The organism is Streptomyces sp. NPDC048751, assembly GCF_043198595.1.
Classification (GTDB): Bacteria; Actinomycetota; Actinomycetes; order Streptomycetales; family Streptomycetaceae; genus Streptomyces.
This window is the reverse complement of sequence record NZ_JBICUX010000007.1, coordinates 1-15,651: the sequence shown is the minus strand read 5'-3', so window position 1 is coordinate 15,651 and position 15,651 is coordinate 1. Positions and strand designations below refer to the sequence as shown.

General features: G+C 70.4%; 16 protein-coding genes. 8 read left to right on the top strand and 8 right to left on the bottom strand.

The window, feature by feature from the left end:
- The first annotated feature begins 49 nt into the window (after nucleotides 1-49).
- Nucleotides 50-811, top strand: a complete 762-nt coding sequence (locus ACGFNV_RS22485; protein ID WP_393624749.1) for a MerR family transcriptional regulator — start codon at nucleotides 50-52, stop codon at nucleotides 809-811.
- A 22-nt stretch (nucleotides 812-833) separates the two neighbouring features.
- Here the strand turns inward: ACGFNV_RS22485 and ACGFNV_RS22480 are convergent, their stop codons facing one another.
- Nucleotides 834-1,199, bottom strand: a complete 366-nt coding sequence (locus tag ACGFNV_RS22480; protein WP_393624748.1) for a YbjQ family protein — start codon at nucleotides 1,197-1,199, stop codon at nucleotides 834-836.
- A gap of 133 nt (nucleotides 1,200-1,332) precedes the next feature.
- Here ACGFNV_RS22480 and ACGFNV_RS22475 point away from each other — a divergent pair, with 133 nt between their 5' ends.
- Nucleotides 1,333-2,262, top strand: coding sequence for a DedA family protein (locus ACGFNV_RS22475; protein WP_393624747.1), 930 nt, complete (start codon nucleotides 1,333-1,335; stop codon nucleotides 2,260-2,262).
- Between the two features lie 42 nt (nucleotides 2,263-2,304).
- Here ACGFNV_RS22475 and ACGFNV_RS22470 read toward each other — a convergent pair whose 3' ends face one another.
- Both ACGFNV_RS22470 and ACGFNV_RS22465 read right to left on the bottom strand, forming a co-directional pair.
- Nucleotides 2,305-3,966: a threonine/serine exporter ThrE family protein gene (locus ACGFNV_RS22470; RefSeq protein ID WP_393624746.1), complete on the bottom strand. Its 1,662-nt coding sequence runs from the start codon at nucleotides 3,964-3,966 to the stop codon at nucleotides 2,305-2,307.
- 124 nt (nucleotides 3,967-4,090) lie between these two features.
- Nucleotides 4,091-4,582, bottom strand: a complete 492-nt coding sequence (locus ACGFNV_RS22465; RefSeq protein WP_133928512.1) for an inorganic diphosphatase — start codon at nucleotides 4,580-4,582, stop codon at nucleotides 4,091-4,093.
- 79 nt (nucleotides 4,583-4,661) lie between these two features.
- Between ACGFNV_RS22465 and dacB the strand changes: the two genes are divergently transcribed.
- From dacB to folE, 6 genes are all read left to right on the top strand, one after another.
- Nucleotides 4,662-6,266 carry a D-alanyl-D-alanine carboxypeptidase/D-alanyl-D-alanine-endopeptidase gene (gene dacB, locus ACGFNV_RS22460; RefSeq protein ID WP_393624745.1) on the top strand — a complete coding sequence of 535 codons (1,605 nt, stop codon included), beginning with the start codon at nucleotides 4,662-4,664 and terminating at the stop codon, nucleotides 6,264-6,266.
- 90 nt (nucleotides 6,267-6,356) lie between these two features.
- On the top strand, nucleotides 6,357-7,490 hold the full coding sequence (locus ACGFNV_RS22455) for a zinc-dependent metalloprotease (protein ID WP_393624744.1): 1,134 nt from the start codon (nucleotides 6,357-6,359) through the stop codon (nucleotides 7,488-7,490).
- A 195-nt stretch (nucleotides 7,491-7,685) separates the two neighbouring features.
- Nucleotides 7,686-8,705 carry a tRNA lysidine(34) synthetase TilS gene (gene tilS / locus ACGFNV_RS22450; protein ID WP_393624743.1) on the top strand — a complete coding sequence of 340 codons (1,020 nt, stop codon included), beginning with the start codon at nucleotides 7,686-7,688 and terminating at the stop codon, nucleotides 8,703-8,705.
- 70 nt (nucleotides 8,706-8,775) lie between these two features.
- The gene (gene hpt / locus ACGFNV_RS22445) at nucleotides 8,776-9,336 is read left to right on the top strand and encodes a hypoxanthine phosphoribosyltransferase (RefSeq protein WP_393625176.1); all 561 of its coding nucleotides are present in this window, start codon (nucleotides 8,776-8,778) and stop codon (nucleotides 9,334-9,336) included.
- 176 nt (nucleotides 9,337-9,512) lie between these two features.
- On the top strand, nucleotides 9,513-11,552 hold the full coding sequence (ftsH, locus tag ACGFNV_RS22440) for an ATP-dependent zinc metalloprotease FtsH (RefSeq protein WP_393625175.1): 2,040 nt from the start codon (nucleotides 9,513-9,515) through the stop codon (nucleotides 11,550-11,552).
- 121 nt (nucleotides 11,553-11,673) lie between these two features.
- Complete coding sequence (gene folE / locus ACGFNV_RS22435) at nucleotides 11,674-12,279, top strand: GTP cyclohydrolase I FolE (protein WP_133928517.1); 606 nt, start codon at nucleotides 11,674-11,676, stop codon at nucleotides 12,277-12,279.
- A gap of 21 nt (nucleotides 12,280-12,300) precedes the next feature.
- Here the strand turns inward: folE and ACGFNV_RS22430 are convergent, their stop codons facing one another.
- The 5 genes from ACGFNV_RS22430 to folP form a co-directional block, all read right to left on the bottom strand.
- Complete coding sequence (locus ACGFNV_RS22430; RefSeq protein ID WP_393624742.1) at nucleotides 12,301-12,786, bottom strand: DUF3180 domain-containing protein; 486 nt, start codon at nucleotides 12,784-12,786, stop codon at nucleotides 12,301-12,303.
- Nucleotides 12,787-12,843: 57 nt separating this feature from the next.
- Entirely contained in the window at nucleotides 12,844-13,455 is a 612-nt protein-coding gene (folK, locus tag ACGFNV_RS22425) for a 2-amino-4-hydroxy-6-hydroxymethyldihydropteridine diphosphokinase (RefSeq protein WP_393624741.1), read from the bottom strand.
- Complete coding sequence (gene folB / locus ACGFNV_RS22420) at nucleotides 13,452-13,811, bottom strand: dihydroneopterin aldolase (RefSeq protein WP_393624740.1); 360 nt, start codon at nucleotides 13,809-13,811, stop codon at nucleotides 13,452-13,454. Before folB ends, folK begins: the two co-directional genes overlap by 4 nt.
- 265 nt (nucleotides 13,812-14,076) lie before the next feature.
- Complete coding sequence (locus tag ACGFNV_RS22415) at nucleotides 14,077-14,580, bottom strand: nuclear transport factor 2 family protein (protein ID WP_133928521.1); 504 nt, start codon at nucleotides 14,578-14,580, stop codon at nucleotides 14,077-14,079.
- Complete coding sequence (gene folP, locus ACGFNV_RS22410; RefSeq protein ID WP_393624739.1) at nucleotides 14,577-15,455, bottom strand: dihydropteroate synthase; 879 nt, start codon at nucleotides 15,453-15,455, stop codon at nucleotides 14,577-14,579. The genes ACGFNV_RS22415 and folP overlap by 4 nt, the downstream gene beginning before the upstream one ends.
- Nucleotides 15,456-15,651: the final 196 nt, after the last annotated feature.

Genomic DNA, 15,651 nt, shown 5'->3' with positions numbered 1-15,651 from the left:
ACGTCACGTGAGGCGCCACCGTGGAGCGCGTACCGAGAAAGGAGCGGAAGTGAGCTACTCCGTGGGACAGGTCGCCGGTTTCGCCGGGGTCACGGTGCGCACGCTGCACCACTACGACGACATCGGCCTGCTCGTCCCGAGCGAGCGCAGCCACGCGGGCCACCGGCGCTACAGCGACGCCGACCTCGACCGGCTGCAGCAGATCCTGTTCTACCGGGAGCTCGGCTTCCCCCTCGACGAGGTCGCCGCCCTGCTCGACGATCCGGACACGGACCCGCGGGAGCACCTGCGCCGGCAGCACGACCTGCTGACCGCCCGGATCGAGAGGCTGCAGAAGATGGCGGCGGCCGTGGAGCAGGCCATGGAGGCACGCAGCATGGGCATCAACCTCACACCCGAGGAGCGTTTCGAGGTCTTCGGGGACAAGGACCCCGAGCAGTACGCCGAGGAGGCGGAGGCACGCTGGGGCGGCACCGAGGTGTACGCCGAGTCGCAGCGCCGCGCCGCCACCTACACCAAGGAGGACTGGACGCGGATCAAGGCCGAGGTCGAGGACTGGGAGCAGCGCTACGTCGCCCTGATGACCGCCGGCGAACCGGCGACCGGCGAGCACGCCATGGACCTGGCCGAGGAACACCGCCGGCACATCGGCGCGTGGTACTTCGAGTGCCCCTACGAGATGCACCGGTGCTTCGGGGAGATGTACGTCGCCGACGAGCGTTTCAAGGCGTACTACGACTCCATGCGGCAAGGTCTCGCCGAGCACCTGAAAGAAGCGATCATGGCGAACGCCGCCCGGCACGGCGCCTGAGCGGTCGTGACCCGGGAGTGGGCTATTCCCGGGTCACGACCACCGCCGTGCCGTACGCGCACACCTCCGTGCCGACGTCCGCCGCCTCCGTCACGTCGAAGCGGAACGCCAGCACGGCGTTGGCGCCACGCGCGCGTGCCTGCTCGATGAGCCGGAACATGGCCTGGTTGCGGGTCTCGACGAGCGTCTTGGTGAGCCCCTTGAGCTCACCGCCGATCATCGACTTCAGACCGGCACCGATCTGGCTGCCGAGGTGCCGTGAGCGCACGGTCAGTCCGAAGACCTCGCCGAGGACCTCCTGAACGCGGTGGCCGGGTACGTCGTTCGTGGTGACGACGAGCACGTCGGGCTGAGGGCCCTGGCCGCCGCCGTATTCTTCGATGCCCATGGTTCACAGCTTTGCCCCAGGAACCGCACAGTGCATCCTGGGGAGCCCCTTGGAACCTGGGCCCCGACGGCTGCGTTGATACGTTTGGGCAGCCAGCCCCAGCCCGCACCCCCACAGCAGGAGCCACAACCCCGTGACCACGCTTGCGCTCGGCCCCGAGTGGATCAGTCCGGACTATCTGATCTCGACCTTCAGCCTGCCCGGCATCCTGCTGATCGTCTTCGCCGAGTCCGGGCTCTTCGCGTTCCTGCCCGGCGACTCCCTGCTGTTCACGGCGGGCCTCTTCGTGGCCCAGGGGCAGTACATCAGCCAGCCGTTGTGGCTGGTGTGCGCGCTGATCGTGTTCGCCGCCGTCCTCGGCGACCAAGTGGGCTACATGATCGGCAAGTTCTTCGGCCCCAGGCTCTTCAGCCGTCCCAACTCCAAGCTCTTCAAGCAGGAGAACCTGGACAAGGCCCACGAGTTCATGGAGCGGTTCGGCCCCAAGGCCATCGTGCTGGCCCGCTTCGTCCCCATCGTGCGCACCTTCGCCCCCATCGTGGCGGGCGCCGGCCGCATGAAGTACCGCACCTTCCTCGTCTACAACGTCATCGGTGGCGTCGCCTGGGGCACCGGCGTCACCCTTGCGGGCTACTGGCTCGGCCAGATCGAGCTCATCCGGAAGAACGTCGAGGCGATCCTCGTCCTGATCGTCGTGGTCTCCGTGGTGCCGATCGCCATCGAGTACCTGCGCGAGCGCTCCAAGAAGAAGAAGGCCGCCGCCGAGGCCCCCGCCACCCCGTCCCGCCCCCAGGCCATGGACGACGCCACGACCCAGCTCCGCCGCATCCCCCCGGCCCACGAGGACCAGCAGCACTACGGCGACAACCAGGGCAACGCCCAGTACGGCCAGCAGGGCCAGCAGGGCCAGTACGGCCAGTACGACGAGTACTACGGCCAGCAGCCCCAGCAACAGCAGCCGTACGCCCAGCAGTACCCCCAGAACTACCCCCAACAGCCCTACGGCGGCCAGCAGGGCCACCAGGGCCAGCAGCAGTACCCGTACGACAACCGGGGCTACTGAGTCAACGCCCCGCGCCCCTTCAGGGGCGCTGGGCGCCCGGCGTTAGAACCCTCGCGTCCGCTTCGCGGCCCGCCGCTTCTCCGTAGACCCGATCCGCAGGAACAACCGAGAGATCTCCGACCCCAGGTTCACCCCGATGGCGATCGCCATCGCCAGCGCCGCCGCCTTCGACAGCGACACCAACCCCTCGTCGACCTGGTTCTGAGCGATCGACAGCAAGCCGAAGTACGTCGCCGAACCGGGCAGCAGCGGCCCGATCGCCGCCGTCGTGTACGGCAGGGCGGACGCGAACCGGTACCGCGCCAGCAACTGCCCGAACAGCCCGACCAGGCCCGCCGCGACGGCCGTGGAGGCGACCGGCGACAGATCGCCCGCGTAGTACATCGCCCCGTAAACCGCCCAGGCGACACCCCCGTTGAGGGTCACCGCCAGCACGGTGGATCGTTCCTGCTGCAACAGCACCGCGAAGGTCAGCGACAGCAGCATCGACGCGCCGAGCTGCCAGTACGGCTGCTCGGGGATGTGCAGCGCCGCGTCCGGGTTGAGCTTGGCGCCCAGCTGCACGCCGAAGTACAGCACCACGAGCACCCCGACGACGATGCCCACGAAGAAGTACAGGACCTCCAGCAGCCGTGCGGAGGCGGTGATGTAGAAGCCGGTCAGACCGTCCTGCACGCCCGCGACCAGCGCCCGCCCGGGCAGCAGCGCGAAGAGCCCACCGGTGATGACCGCGGACGCCTTCACGTCGACGTGCGCCACGGTCAGCGCGACCCCGATCGCGGCCGGCGGCATCGCGGCGACCGTGAACTGGTAGAACTCCGGCAGTCCGCGCCCGGCACACAGCCACGCCAGCCGGTCGCCGAGCATCGCGCCCAGCGCCGCGGCCACGAACACGATCAGGTCACCGCCGACGAGCACGGAGGCCGAGCCCGCGAGCAGCCCGCTCGCCATGGTCAGCGCCCAGCCGGGATACGGGTGCCGGTTGCGGCGGATCTCCGCGAGCCGCCGGTAGGCCTCCTCCAGGGAGAGGTGGGTCTCCGTGTCGCTCAGGTCGTCGACGAGCTGGTAGACCGCGGCGAGGCGTGTGTAGTCGGTCCCGCGCCGGCGCACGGTCCGCGACGCCGTCACCGGGTCCTCCACCAGGGACGGCTGGTACGAGATCGACAGCAGCGTGAAGGTGACGTTCGGCTCGCAGCGGTCCAGGCCGTACGACCGGCAGACGGCGAACATCGCCGCCTCCACGTCCTCCGCGTTCTCCCCGCCCGCCAGCAGCAGCTCGCCGATACGCAGGGTCAGGTCGAGCACGCGCGGGACGGCGGGACCGACCTCCTCCGGCTTCTGAACCAGCTCGAGCGCCGGCCGCTCCGCCACCGGCATGCGCAGCATCGTGCGCATCCGGTCCTGCCAGGGGAGGTCCTTGGTCAGGCTGACGATGGGAACGCCGCCCGGCGGTGTGAACGCGGGAGGGGCGTGCCGGGCGCTGTAGGTCCGCGGCGGACTGAACGCCGATCCCTCCGGCTCCACGGCGGGCGCCTGCGGTACGTCGAGCCCGTCCGGCAGGGCGAACTCGGAGGTGGTCTCGGGCTCACCCCCGGCCCTGGGGACGGCGAGCCCGTCCGGAAGGGCGAACTCCGATGTGATCTCGGAGTCGAACGTGCTCCTCGCCTCGTCCGACTGCGGCTTGCGGTACTCCGTCTCCGTCACTCCGCAACGCTCCCTGTACGACACGTCCAGCAGGCCTCAGTATGCGCACGTCTACCCACTGACACACGAACAGGCCGCACGCGCACGCGTACGGCCTGTTTCCAGTGCGACGAGCTGCGGGTGCTCAGTGACCGCCGTGGTCCTTGAACCGCTTGTACGACCGCTCGATCTCGGCCTCGGCCTCCGTACGGCCCACCCAGTCGGCGCCCTCGACCGACTTGCCGGGCTCCAGGTCCTTGTAGACCTCGAAGAAGTGCTGGATCTCCAGGCGGTCGAACTCGGACACGTGGTGGATGTCACGCAGGTGCTCCACACGCGGGTCCGTCGCCGGGACGCACAGCAGCTTGTCGTCGCCGCCGGCCTCGTCGGTCATCCGGAACATGCCGATCGCGCGGCACTTGATGAGACAGCCGGGGAAGGTCGGCTCGTCCAGGATGACCAGCGCGTCGAGCGGGTCGCCGTCCTCGCCGAGGGTGTTCTCGACGAAGCCGTAGTCGGTCGGGTAGGCGGTCGAGGTGAAGAGGCGACGGTCCAGGCGGATCCGACCGGTCTCGTGGTCCACCTCGTACTTGTTCCGCGAACCCTTCGGGATCTCGATCGTGACGTCGAACTCCACCGGTGGCTCCTCCATGATCAACACATAGTTCTGGTGGTTAAGTGTCCCTCACGCAGGTGTGTGATCGCGAAAGGGGCTGGTGTTCGTGCCAGAGCTGAGGCCTTGGCGGGCCGCGAGACCGCACGTGGTGCGGGTCGCGACCGCCGTACGACCGCGTCTCGCGCGGGCCGCCGCGGCCGCCGGGCCGCGGGTCGCGCGGCTCACGCGGGCCGCGAAACCGCAGCTCGCGCGGCTCACGTTGCCGAAGACCGTCAGGACCTGGCAGTACTCCGCGGGTGCCGCCACCGCCGGACTGGCGCTGGCCGCCGGAGTGGTGACCGCGGCCGGTCCCTGGGACGCCTCGGGTCAGCGTACGGCCGAGCGGGACCGGGCCGCCGCCCTGGGGCACACGGGTGGCGCAGATCACGGTCGCACCTCCGGCAGTTCCGAATCCGTCGCCGGAGCCCCGAGGCCCGCCCCCAGCGCGAGGTCCGTCCTCACGGCCCTCGGCGGCTCCACGAGCCTCGCGAAGTCGGCACCGAACGGAAAGCCCCTCAGCGCCGTCCTGGGCCCCCTCCTCGACACCGGAGCCCTCGGCACCCGCCACACCGCCGCCGTCGTCGACGTGGCCACCGGCAGGCGCCTGTACGGGGCCGGCGCCGACGACGCCCTCACCCCCGCCTCCACGACGAAGATCGCCACGGCTGTCGCGGCCCTCTCCGCGATGGGCGCCGACCACCGCCTCACCACCCGCACGGCCCTGGAGCCCGACACCGGGGAACTCGTCCTGGTCGGCGGCGGCGACCCCACGCTGACGGCCCGCCAGGACGCCGAGGGCTGGGCGAGCCTGCGCACCCTGGCGGACCGGACCGCCGCGGCCCTGCGGAAGCACGGCGTCACGCAGGTCACGCTTTCCTACGACACCACCCTGTACGCCGGTTCCGAGGTCCACCCCATCGGGGCCGACCGCAACCTCGCCCCCGTCACCGCCCTGATGGCCGACGAGGCCCGCACGAACGACTCGACCAGCGGACCGGCGCCCCGCGTCGCCGACCCGGCCGCGGCGGCGACACGCACCTTCGCCGCGTTCCTCCAGGACCACGGCATCAAGACCACGTCCCCGGGCCCCTCCAAGGCGACGAACCGCGCGAAGACCCTCGCCACGGTCTCCTCACCCCCGCTCTCCACCGTCATCGAACGCATGCTGACCAACAGCGACAACGACATCGCCGAGGCCCTCGCCCGCCAGACCGCCCTCGCCACCGGAGAACGCGCCGACTTCGCCGGCGCCGGCAAGGCCATCGGCGCCCGGCTCAGGAAACTCGGCCTGCCCCTGTCCGGCACCGCCTTCGAGGACGGCAGCGGCCTCGACCGCGCCGACCGCATCACCGCAGACCTCCTGACATCCCTCCTCGCCAAGGCCGCCGACCCCCACCACCCCGAGCTCCGAACCGCCCTCACCGGCCTCCCCGTGGCCGGCTTCACCGGCACGCTGTCCACCCGCTACACGGACGGCGCGGCAGGCGTCGTACGCGCCAAGACCGGCACCCTCACGGGCGTCAACGCCCTCGCGGGAACAGTCGTCACCCAGGACGGCCGCCTCCTGGCCTTCGCCTTCCTGGCCTCGAACACGACCAGCCCGACAGCGGCGCAGTCGGCGCTGGACCACGCGGCAACGGCACTGGCGGCGTGCGGCTGCAAGTAGTCCGTCCCGTCCCGGCCGTGGGCGCGAACGCTCACCCCCGCCAAGCTCCGCGCCCTGCCCCCAGCGGCAGCGCTCACGTACGGTTGACGCATGACGAGCATCGGTGGTGCCGCATCTTCCGGGATGGTCGACTGGAATCTCGCGGTGGCGACCGCGACCCGGCTCGTGAGGCCGGGCCCCGAGGTGAGCCGCGACGAGGCCCGCGCCGTCGTCGCGGAACTGCGCCGCCACGCCAAGGCCTCCGAGCAACACGTCCGCGGCTTCACCCGAATGGGCACCGAGGAGACCCACGACACCCCTGTCCTCGTCGTCGACCGCCCCGGCTGGGTCAGGGCGAACGTCGCCGGGTTCCGGGAGATCCTCCGCCCCCTGCTGGAGAAGATGGAGGAGCGACGCGGCAACAGCCCGGGCGGCGCCCTCCTCGGCACCGTCGGCGGCAAGGTCACCGGCGTGGAACTCGGCATGCTGCTGTCCTTCCTCGCCTCCCGCGTCCTCGGCCAGTACGAGACCTTCGCCCCGCCCACGCGCGAGCTGCCGGCCGGCGAGGGCGGCGGCGGCCGACTGCTGCTCGTCGCGCCGAACGTCGTCCACGTGGAGCGCGAACTCGACGTGGACCCGCACGACTTCCGCCTGTGGGTGTGCCTGCACGAGGAGACGCACCGCACGCAGTTCACCGCGGTGCCCTGGCTGCGTGACCATCTGGAGGGTGAGATCCAGTCGTTCCTGGGGGAGACGGACGTCGACCCCATGACCGTCCTGGAGCGCATCCGGGAGGCCGCCCAGTCCCTCGCCGGGGGGCGCCCCGAGGCCGAGGAGGACGACGGCGGTCACTCGTTCGTGGAACTGGTGCAGACGCCCGCCCAGCGCGAGATCCTCGGTCGCCTCACCGCCGTCATGTCCCTGCTGGAGGGCCACGCCGACTTCGTGATGGACGGGGTCGGCCCCCAGGTCGTACCGACCGTCGCGGAGATCCGCGAGAAGTTCCAGCAGCGCCGCGCGAAGGGCGCCTCCCGCCTGGACCTCGCCCTGCGCAAGCTGCTGGGCCTGGACGCCAAGCTCCGGCAGTACCGCGACGGCGAACGCTTCGTGCGGGCCGTCGTCGACCAGGTCGGCATGGACGGCTTCAACCGTGTGTGGACCTCCCCGAACACGCTCCCGACCAAGGCGGAGATCGCCAAACCGGCGGACTGGGTCGCGCGGGTGCACCGCCGGGCCGAGTCGTGAAAAGGCGTGGAGAGGTCGTGAACCTCATACGGCCGACGGCAGGCGAACGCCCCCGCAATCACCCGTCCGAGGGACCGTGAGCCCCGCGTAGGCGTGCAATGCTCGGGGAACCGCCCGTTTCTGTCACCATCTACACACTCTGAGTGACCGGACCTCGGGCTCACCCCCCGAAAACTTCATGAAGGGATACCGGACATGGGTCCCCATCCTGCGGTCGCGGCGATACGCCTGGCGGTCCGCCGCGTCCTCCACGACCTCCTCACCGAGCACACCCACGAAGCGACCCCCCACGAGCGCCCCCCGTCGCCGCTCGTGCTCGTGGCCTGCTCCGGCGGCGCCGACTCCATGGCGCTCGCCTCCGCCCTCGCCTTCGAAGCCCCGAGGCTCGGCATCCGCGCGGGCGGCGTCACCATCGACCACGGCCTCCAGGACGGCTCCGACCTGCGCGCCTCGGAAGTCGTCCTGCGCCTGCGCGAACTCGGCCTCGGCCCGGTCGAGTCCGCCGCCGTGACCGTCGGCCGCGGCGGCGGCCCCGAGGCCGCCGCCCGGGACGCCCGCTACGCCGCCCTCGACGCCGCCGCCGAACGCCATGGCGCCGCCGCGATCCTGCTCGGCCACACCCGCGACGACCAGGCCGAGACCGTCCTGCTCGGACTCGCCCGCGGGTCCGGCATCCGCTCCCTGTCCGGGATGGCCGCGGTCACCGGGGCCGGCGGCCGCTACCGGCGCCCCTTCCTCCACCTCGACCGGCAGACCGCCCGCAAGGCCTGCATGGTCCAGTCCCTGCCCGTCTGGGACGACCCCCACAACGCCGACCCGGCGTACACCCGGTCCCGGCTGCGCCACGAGGGACTGCCCGCCCTGGAGAAGGCGCTCGGCAAGGGCGTCGTCGAAGCCCTCGCCCGTACGGCCCAGCTCTCCCGCGACGACGCCGACGCCCTCGACTCCTGGGCCCGCCAGGCCGAGGCCTCCGTACGGGACGCGGCAGGCCTCCTGGAGTGCGCCAAGCTGTACGCCCTGCCGCCCGCCGTGCGCCGCCGCATCCTGCGCCGCGCCGCCATCGAGGCGGGCGCCCCGGCCGGATCCCTGTTCGCCCGGCACATCGAGGAAGTCGACCGGCTGATCACCGGCTGGCGCGGTCAGGGAGCCATCAATCTCCCCGGCAAGGTCGTCGCACAGCGGCAGGGTGGCAGACTGGTCATTCGGCAAGGCTGAAACCGGACCTCCCACCGGCCCGCAGACGTGGGCCGCGGAGCCCGGGCGGCCGGTGGGACGACCGAAAGTGATGCGGGTGGACGCGAAAGACATGGGTGCCGACCTCAAGCAGGTGCTCATCACCAAGGAAGAGATCGACGCGAAGCTGGCGGAGCTGGCCGCGAAGATCGACGCGGAGTACGCGGGCAAGGATCTGCTGATCGTCGGCGTCCTCAAGGGCGCGGTGATGGTCATGGCGGACCTCGCCCGGGCGCTGTCCACCCCAGTCACCATGGACTGGATGGCCGTGTCCTCCTACGGCGCGGGCACCCAGTCCTCCGGCGTCGTGCGGATCCTCAAGGACCTCGACACCGACATCAAGGGCAAGCACGTCCTCATCGTCGAGGACATCATCGACTCGGGCCTGACCCTGTCGTGGCTGCTCTCCAACCTCGGCTCGCGCGAGCCCGCCTCCCTCAAGGTGTGCACGCTGCTGCGCAAGCCCGACGCCGCCAAGGTCGCCATCGACGTCGAGTGGGTCGGCTTCGACATCCCGAACGAGTTCGTCGTCGGCTACGGTCTGGACTACGCCGAGAAGTACCGCAATCTCCCGTTCGTGGGTACGCTCGCGCCCCACGTCTACGGCGGCTGAGGCCGACTCCGTAAGACGATCGGGAACCCCAGCGGGTTTCGCGCCGTTGGAGCATGCAGAGACGGGAACGCAGCAATCCTGTGCGGCTTCGGGCGACAATGCTGGGGTACCGTCAGAAGAACTGTCTTATCAAACTCACTATGGCAGGAGGGACGGGGCGGCACCGCTCCGTATGGATGGACGTGAAGCGATACTTCCGTGGGCCGGTCATGTGGATCGTGCTGGCCGTCCTTGCCGTGGTCGTGTTGATGCAGGTCGTCGGCTCGTCCGGCGGCTACAAGACGGTGGACACCGGCCAGGTCGTCCAGGCGATCAATGACAACAAGGTCGAGTCGGCCAAGCTGACCACAGGCGACGAGCAGATCATCAAGATCCAGCTCAAGGACGGCGAAAAGGTCAAGGGCAGCTCGAAGGTCCAGGCGAGCTACATCGGCGACCAGGGCGTGACCATTGCCAACACGCTGCAGACCAAGTACCAGGACAAGCAGATTCCGGACGGCTACACCGTTTCGCCGTCCAAGCAGAACCCGTTCGTGGGGATCCTGCTCTCCCTGCTTCCCTTCGTCCTCATCGTCGTCGTGTTCCTGTTCCTGATGAATCAGATGCAGGGCGGCGGCTCCCGGGTCATGAACTTCGGCAAGTCCAAGGCGAAGCTCATCACCAAGGACACCCCGAAGACGACGTTCTCCGACGTCGCGGGCTGTGACGAGGCCGTCGAGGAGCTCCAGGAGATCAAGGAGTTCCTCCAGGAGCCGGCGAAGTTCCAGGCCGTCGGCGCCAAGATCCCCAAGGGCGTACTCCTGTACGGCCGTCCCGGTACCGGCAAGACGCTGCTCGCGCGTGCCGTCGCCGGCGAGGCCGGAGTGCCCTTCTACTCGATCTCCGGTTCCGACTTCGTCGAGATGTTCGTCGGTGTCGGTGCCTCCCGGGTCCGCGACCTGTTCGAGCAGGCCAAGGCGAACGCCCCGGCGATCGTCTTCGTCGACGAGATCGACGCGGTCGGCCGCCACCGCGGCGCCGGCCTCGGCGGCGGTCACGACGAGCGCGAGCAGACGCTGAACCAGCTGCTCGTCGAGATGGACGGCTTCGACGTCAAGGGCGGTGTGATCCTCATCGCCGCGACGAACCGACCGGACATCCTCGACCCGGCGCTGCTGCGTCCCGGCCGATTCGACCGCCAGATCGCGGTCGACCCGCCGGACCTGCAGGGCCGTCTGGAGATCCTCAAGGTCCACCAGAAGGGCAAGCCGGTCGCGCCGGACGTCGACCTCACGGCCGTCGCCCGCCGTACGCCGGGCTTCACCGGTGCCGACCTGAGCAACGTCCTCAACGAGGCCGCGCTGCTCACGGCCCGCAGCGACAAGAAGCTCATCGACAACCACATGCTCGACGAGGCGATCGACCGCGTGGTCGCCGGTCCGCAGAAGCGGACCCGGATCATGTCGGACAAGGAAAAGAAGATCACCGCGTACCACGAGGGCGGTCACGCCCTGGTCGCGGCGGCCTCTCCCAACTCCGACCCGGTCCACAAGATCACGATCCTGTCGAGAGGCCGCGCCCTCGGCTACACGATGGTCCTCCCCGACGAGGACAAGTACTCCACCACTCGCAACGAGATGCTGGACCAGCTGGCCTACATGCTGGGCGGCCGAGCGGCGGAGGAACTCGTTTTCCACGACCCGACCACGGGCGCGGCGAACGACATCGAGAAGGCCACGGCCACGGCCCGCGCGATGGTCACGCAGTACGGCATGACCGAGCGTCTGGGCGCGATCAAGTTCGGCGGCGACAACACCGAGCCCTTCCTCGGACGTGAGATGGCTCACCAGCGCGACTACTCGGAAGAGGTCGCCGCGCTGGTCGACGAAGAGGTCAAGAAGCTCATCGAGAACGCGCACAACGAGGCCTGGGAGATCCTGGTCGAGAACCGCGACGTCCTCGACAACCTCGTCCTGGCGCTGCTCGAGAAGGAGACGCTCGGCAAGGAGGAGATCGCCGAGATCTTCTCCCAGATCGTCAAGCGCCCTGCGCGGCCCGCCTGGACCGGTTCCTCGCGCCGCACGCCGTCCACCCGCCCGCCGGTGCTCTCCCCGAAGGAGCTCGCGCTGACGAACGGGGCCAACGGTGCGAGCCCGGCCATCAGCACGGCCAAGTCCACCGCCACGGAGTCGACCCCGGTGACGGAGTCGGCCCCGGAGGACCGCCCCGAGAGCTGACGCTCGGCCCGGAATGAATGCCGCGCCCCCCAGGTTCTAGCCTGGGGGGCGCGGCATGTTCGTAGAGCCGCAGATGAAGCGCGTGGCCCACACGCGCGACCCGCACAGGAACGAGGCACCAATGACCGACCCCGTGACGCTGGACGGCGAGGGAACGCTCGGCGAGTTCGACGAAAAGCGCGCCGAGAACGCCGTCCGCGAGCTCCTGATCGCGGTCGGCGAGGACCCGGACCGCGAGGGCCTCAAGGAGACACCGGCACGGGTGGCGCGGGCGTATCGGGAGATATTCGCGGGGTTGTGGCAGAAGCCCGAGGACGTGCTGACGACGACGTTCGACCTGGGCCACGACGAGATGGTGCTCGTGAAGGACATCGAAGTGCTCAGTTCGTGTGAACACCATCTCGTGCCGTTCGTCGGGGTGGCCCACGTCGGGTACATCCCGTCCACCGACGGCAAGATCACGGGACTGTCGAAGCTGGCCCGGCTCGTGGATGTCTACGCCCGTCGGCCGCAGGTGCAGGAACGCCTCACCACGCAGATCGCCGACTCGCTGATGCAGATCCTGGAACCGCGTGGCGTGATCGTCGTCGTCGAGTGCGAGCACATGTGCATGTCGATGCGGGGGGTCCGCAAGCCGGGAGCCAAGACCATCACGTCGGCGGTGCGCGGTCAGCTGCGTGATTCAGCCACCCGTAACGAAGCGATGAGCCTGATCATGGCCCGCTAGTCCCTGTCTGTAGGACAGGTCCTAGACCGCGGACGCCGCCCCCGTGTTGTGGTCGTCGTCCTCCGGGAGTCTGCACACGCGTTCCAGGAAGATGCCGGCCGCTATGACGCCGATGCCGGCGACGACGGAGAAGCCGGCGTAGATGGCCTGGTCGCGGCGGGCGGGGATGTCGAGGGATTCCAGGAGGAAGACGCCGGTGCCGCCGTACATGCCGGCGACGAGGGCGGCGACCAGGGCGCTGGCCTGGCCGAAGACGACCGCGCGGGCCGCCATGAGGGGGTCGACGCCCTTGGCCTCGGGGCGGCGTTCGCGCTGGGCCTTGAGGCGGGCACGCAGGGAGAGGGCCGTGGCCAGCAGGATCACGGCGATCACCGCGAGGACGATCGGGGCGGCCAGGGGGACGCTGGGGAGGGTCCCGATGGAGTTCCAGAGGCGGGCGCCCGCCCAGGACAGGATTCCGGCGACGACGAACACGCCGACCAGCACCCGGATGCGCAGCTCTCTCACGGTGTCCCTTCACGTTCCGCCGGGTCTTCCGGACGGTTGCCGTCTTGACCTTAACGACTACTCGGGCAGCCGGAGTTCCAGGTCCTTGCGCGGCGCCACACCCTCCCGGGTGACGGTGTCGAGGAGGTCGGCGACGGGGCCGCGGCCGGGCAGCTGGGCGCCGGGGTCCACGTCGTGCCAGGGGGCGAGGACGAAGGCGCGTTCGTGGGCGCGCGGGTGGGGGAGGGTGAGCTGCGGGTCGTCGGAGACCACGTCCGCGTAGGCGACGATGTCGACGTCGAGGGTGCGGGCTCCCCAGCGCTCGTCGCGGACCCGGTGGAAGGCCTCCTCGACGGCGTGCGCCCGCTCCAGGAGGGAGGACGGGGGCAGGGTGGTCTTCAGGAGGATCACCGCGTTGAAGTACGACGGCTGGCTGCCGGGCTCGACGCCCCACGGCTCCGTCTCGTACACGGGGGAGACGTGCTTGATGCGCACGCCCGGGGTGTCCTCGAGGGCGTCGACGGCCCCCTGGAGGGTCTCCAGACGGTTGCCGAGGTTCGAGCCGAGGGAGATCACGGCGAGTTTGGGGTTGGAGAGGGTCGTGTCGGCGGCGTCCACCTGCTGCACGACGGAGGCGGGTACCGGCTGTACGGTCGGGTCGCTGTGACCTTCGGTGAAGGACGCGGTCATACTCGGCTCCGGGTGATGGTGACGGTCACGTCGTCGAAGGGGACGGTGATGGGCGCGTCCGGTTTGTGGACGCAGACCTCGATCTCGCGGACCCCCTCGTGCTTCAGACAGACCTGGGCGATGCGCTCGGCGAGCGTTTCGATGAGGTTGACGGGCTCGCCCGCCACGACGGCCACGACCTCCTCCGCCACGATGCCGTAGTGCACGGTCTTCGCCAGGTCGTCGTCGGCCGCGGCCGGACGGGTGTCCAGGCCGAGGACGAGGTCCACGATGAAGGTCTGGCCCTCCTCGCGCTCCTTGGGGAACACACCGTGGTGCCCGCGGGCCTTGAGGCCGCGCAGCGCGACACGATCCACGCGAATCACTCCTGCAATCGTCGGTGACGGCCGGTCCGTACCGTGGGGGGCGGCACCCCGGCCATGAACGGACCGGCCACGAACGAATCTACCTGCGGACACTGACAGTGCCCGGCCGCGGGGGCGCGGGCCTGCGGCCCGCAACCGAGGGTTCATCGGGTGTTTCCCCTGGAGAATCCGGCGACTCACGGGTTGGTAGCCGCTTCTACCCCAGGGCCCGTGATTCCAACCACTTCCCGGGCGGCCCCGTAGGGCACCTACCCCGTCAGGCGGGTGTGTCGTCGTCCTCGGACTCGTCGTTTTCGGCCAGAACCGGGGAGGCGTGGTGCGACCACAGCTTCCAGCCGTCCGGTGTGCGACGGAACACGTTGGTGGCGACCACCAGCTGGCCCACGAGCGGGCCGAGCTCCTCGCCGCCCTCGGGCGGCGGGCCACCGCTGAGGATGTTCTCGGTGCAGGTCACCAGGGCGGTGTCGCCGGTGACGGAGACGTGCACGTCGGTGAGGAAGAACTGGATGTAGTCGGTGCTCGCCATGATCAGCGCGTACGACCTGAGGACCTCGCCGCGGCCGGTGAGCACGGGCCAGCCGGGGTGCACGCAGGAGACCACGCCCACGTCCGCCGGGTCGTGGTACTCCTCGTCGACGCCGAGGTCGGCGGGGGTGAGCCAGAGGCTGGACAGCTCTTCGAAGTCGCCCCGCTCCAGCGCCTCGTAGAAGGCGGTGTTGGCGGCCTCCACCTGCTCGACATCGGTGTGAGGGGCGCTCACCGGGCTTCTTCCCCCTGGCGTGCTCCTTCCACCGCGCGCGCCACGCGCACCGCGTCCGCCGTCGCGCGCACCTCGTGCACGCGCACCGCCCAGGCGCCGGCGTGCGCGGCGAGCGCGGAGACGGCGGCCGTGGCGGCGTCGCGCTCGCGAGCGGGCGGCGGCGCGCCCTCGGGGCCGGCGAGGACGCGGCCGAGGAACCGCTTGCGGGACGCGGCCACCAGCAGGGGGTGGCCCAGGGCGCGCAGCCGGTCGAGGTGGGCGAGGAGGACCAGGTCGTGCTCGGCCTCCTTGGAGAAGCCGAGGCCGGGGTCGACGACGATCCGGTCGGGGGAGACACCACCGTCCAGAAGAGCGTCCACGCGTGCGTGCAGCTCGTCGACGACTTCGGCCACGACGTCGTCGTACACGCCCTTGACGTTGCCGCCCTCCAGGAAGCCGCGCCAGTGCATGACGACGAAGGGGGCGCCCGTGTGTGCGACGACCGGGATCATCGCGGGGTCGGCGAGGCCGCCGCTGACGTCGTTGACGAGGGCGGCGCCGGCGGCGAGGGCCTGTTCGGCGACGGAGGCGCGCATCGTGTCGACGGAGACGACGACGCCCTCGGAGGCCAGGCCGCGGACCACGGGGACGACGCGTCGCAGTTCCTCGTCCTCGTCGACGCGGGTGGCGCCCGGACGCGTGGACTCGCCGCCGACGTCGACGAGGTCGGCGCCCTCGGTGACGAGTTCGAGGCCGTGCTTGACGGCGGCCGTCGTGTCGAACCAGCGGCCGCCGTCGGAGAAGGAATCGGGGGTGACGTTCACGACTCCCATGACCGCGCAGCGGTCCCACTCCGGAAGCCCCGCGACGCGCCCGCGTCCGCTCTGCTTGCTCATACGTTCAGCGTAGGCCCAGCAACGGGCCGCGACGTCGCGGCCCGCACCGGCTGGGCGCCCGCCTCATGCCGCGCGGACGTCTCTTTCCGCGAGACCGTGGACGCATGCGCGTGGGGTGGCTTTGCGGCGGCGCAGGAAGCGGGGCATGGGGAGGGCGAGGTTGACGAAGCCTTCGGCCTGCATGGCGGCGAAGCCG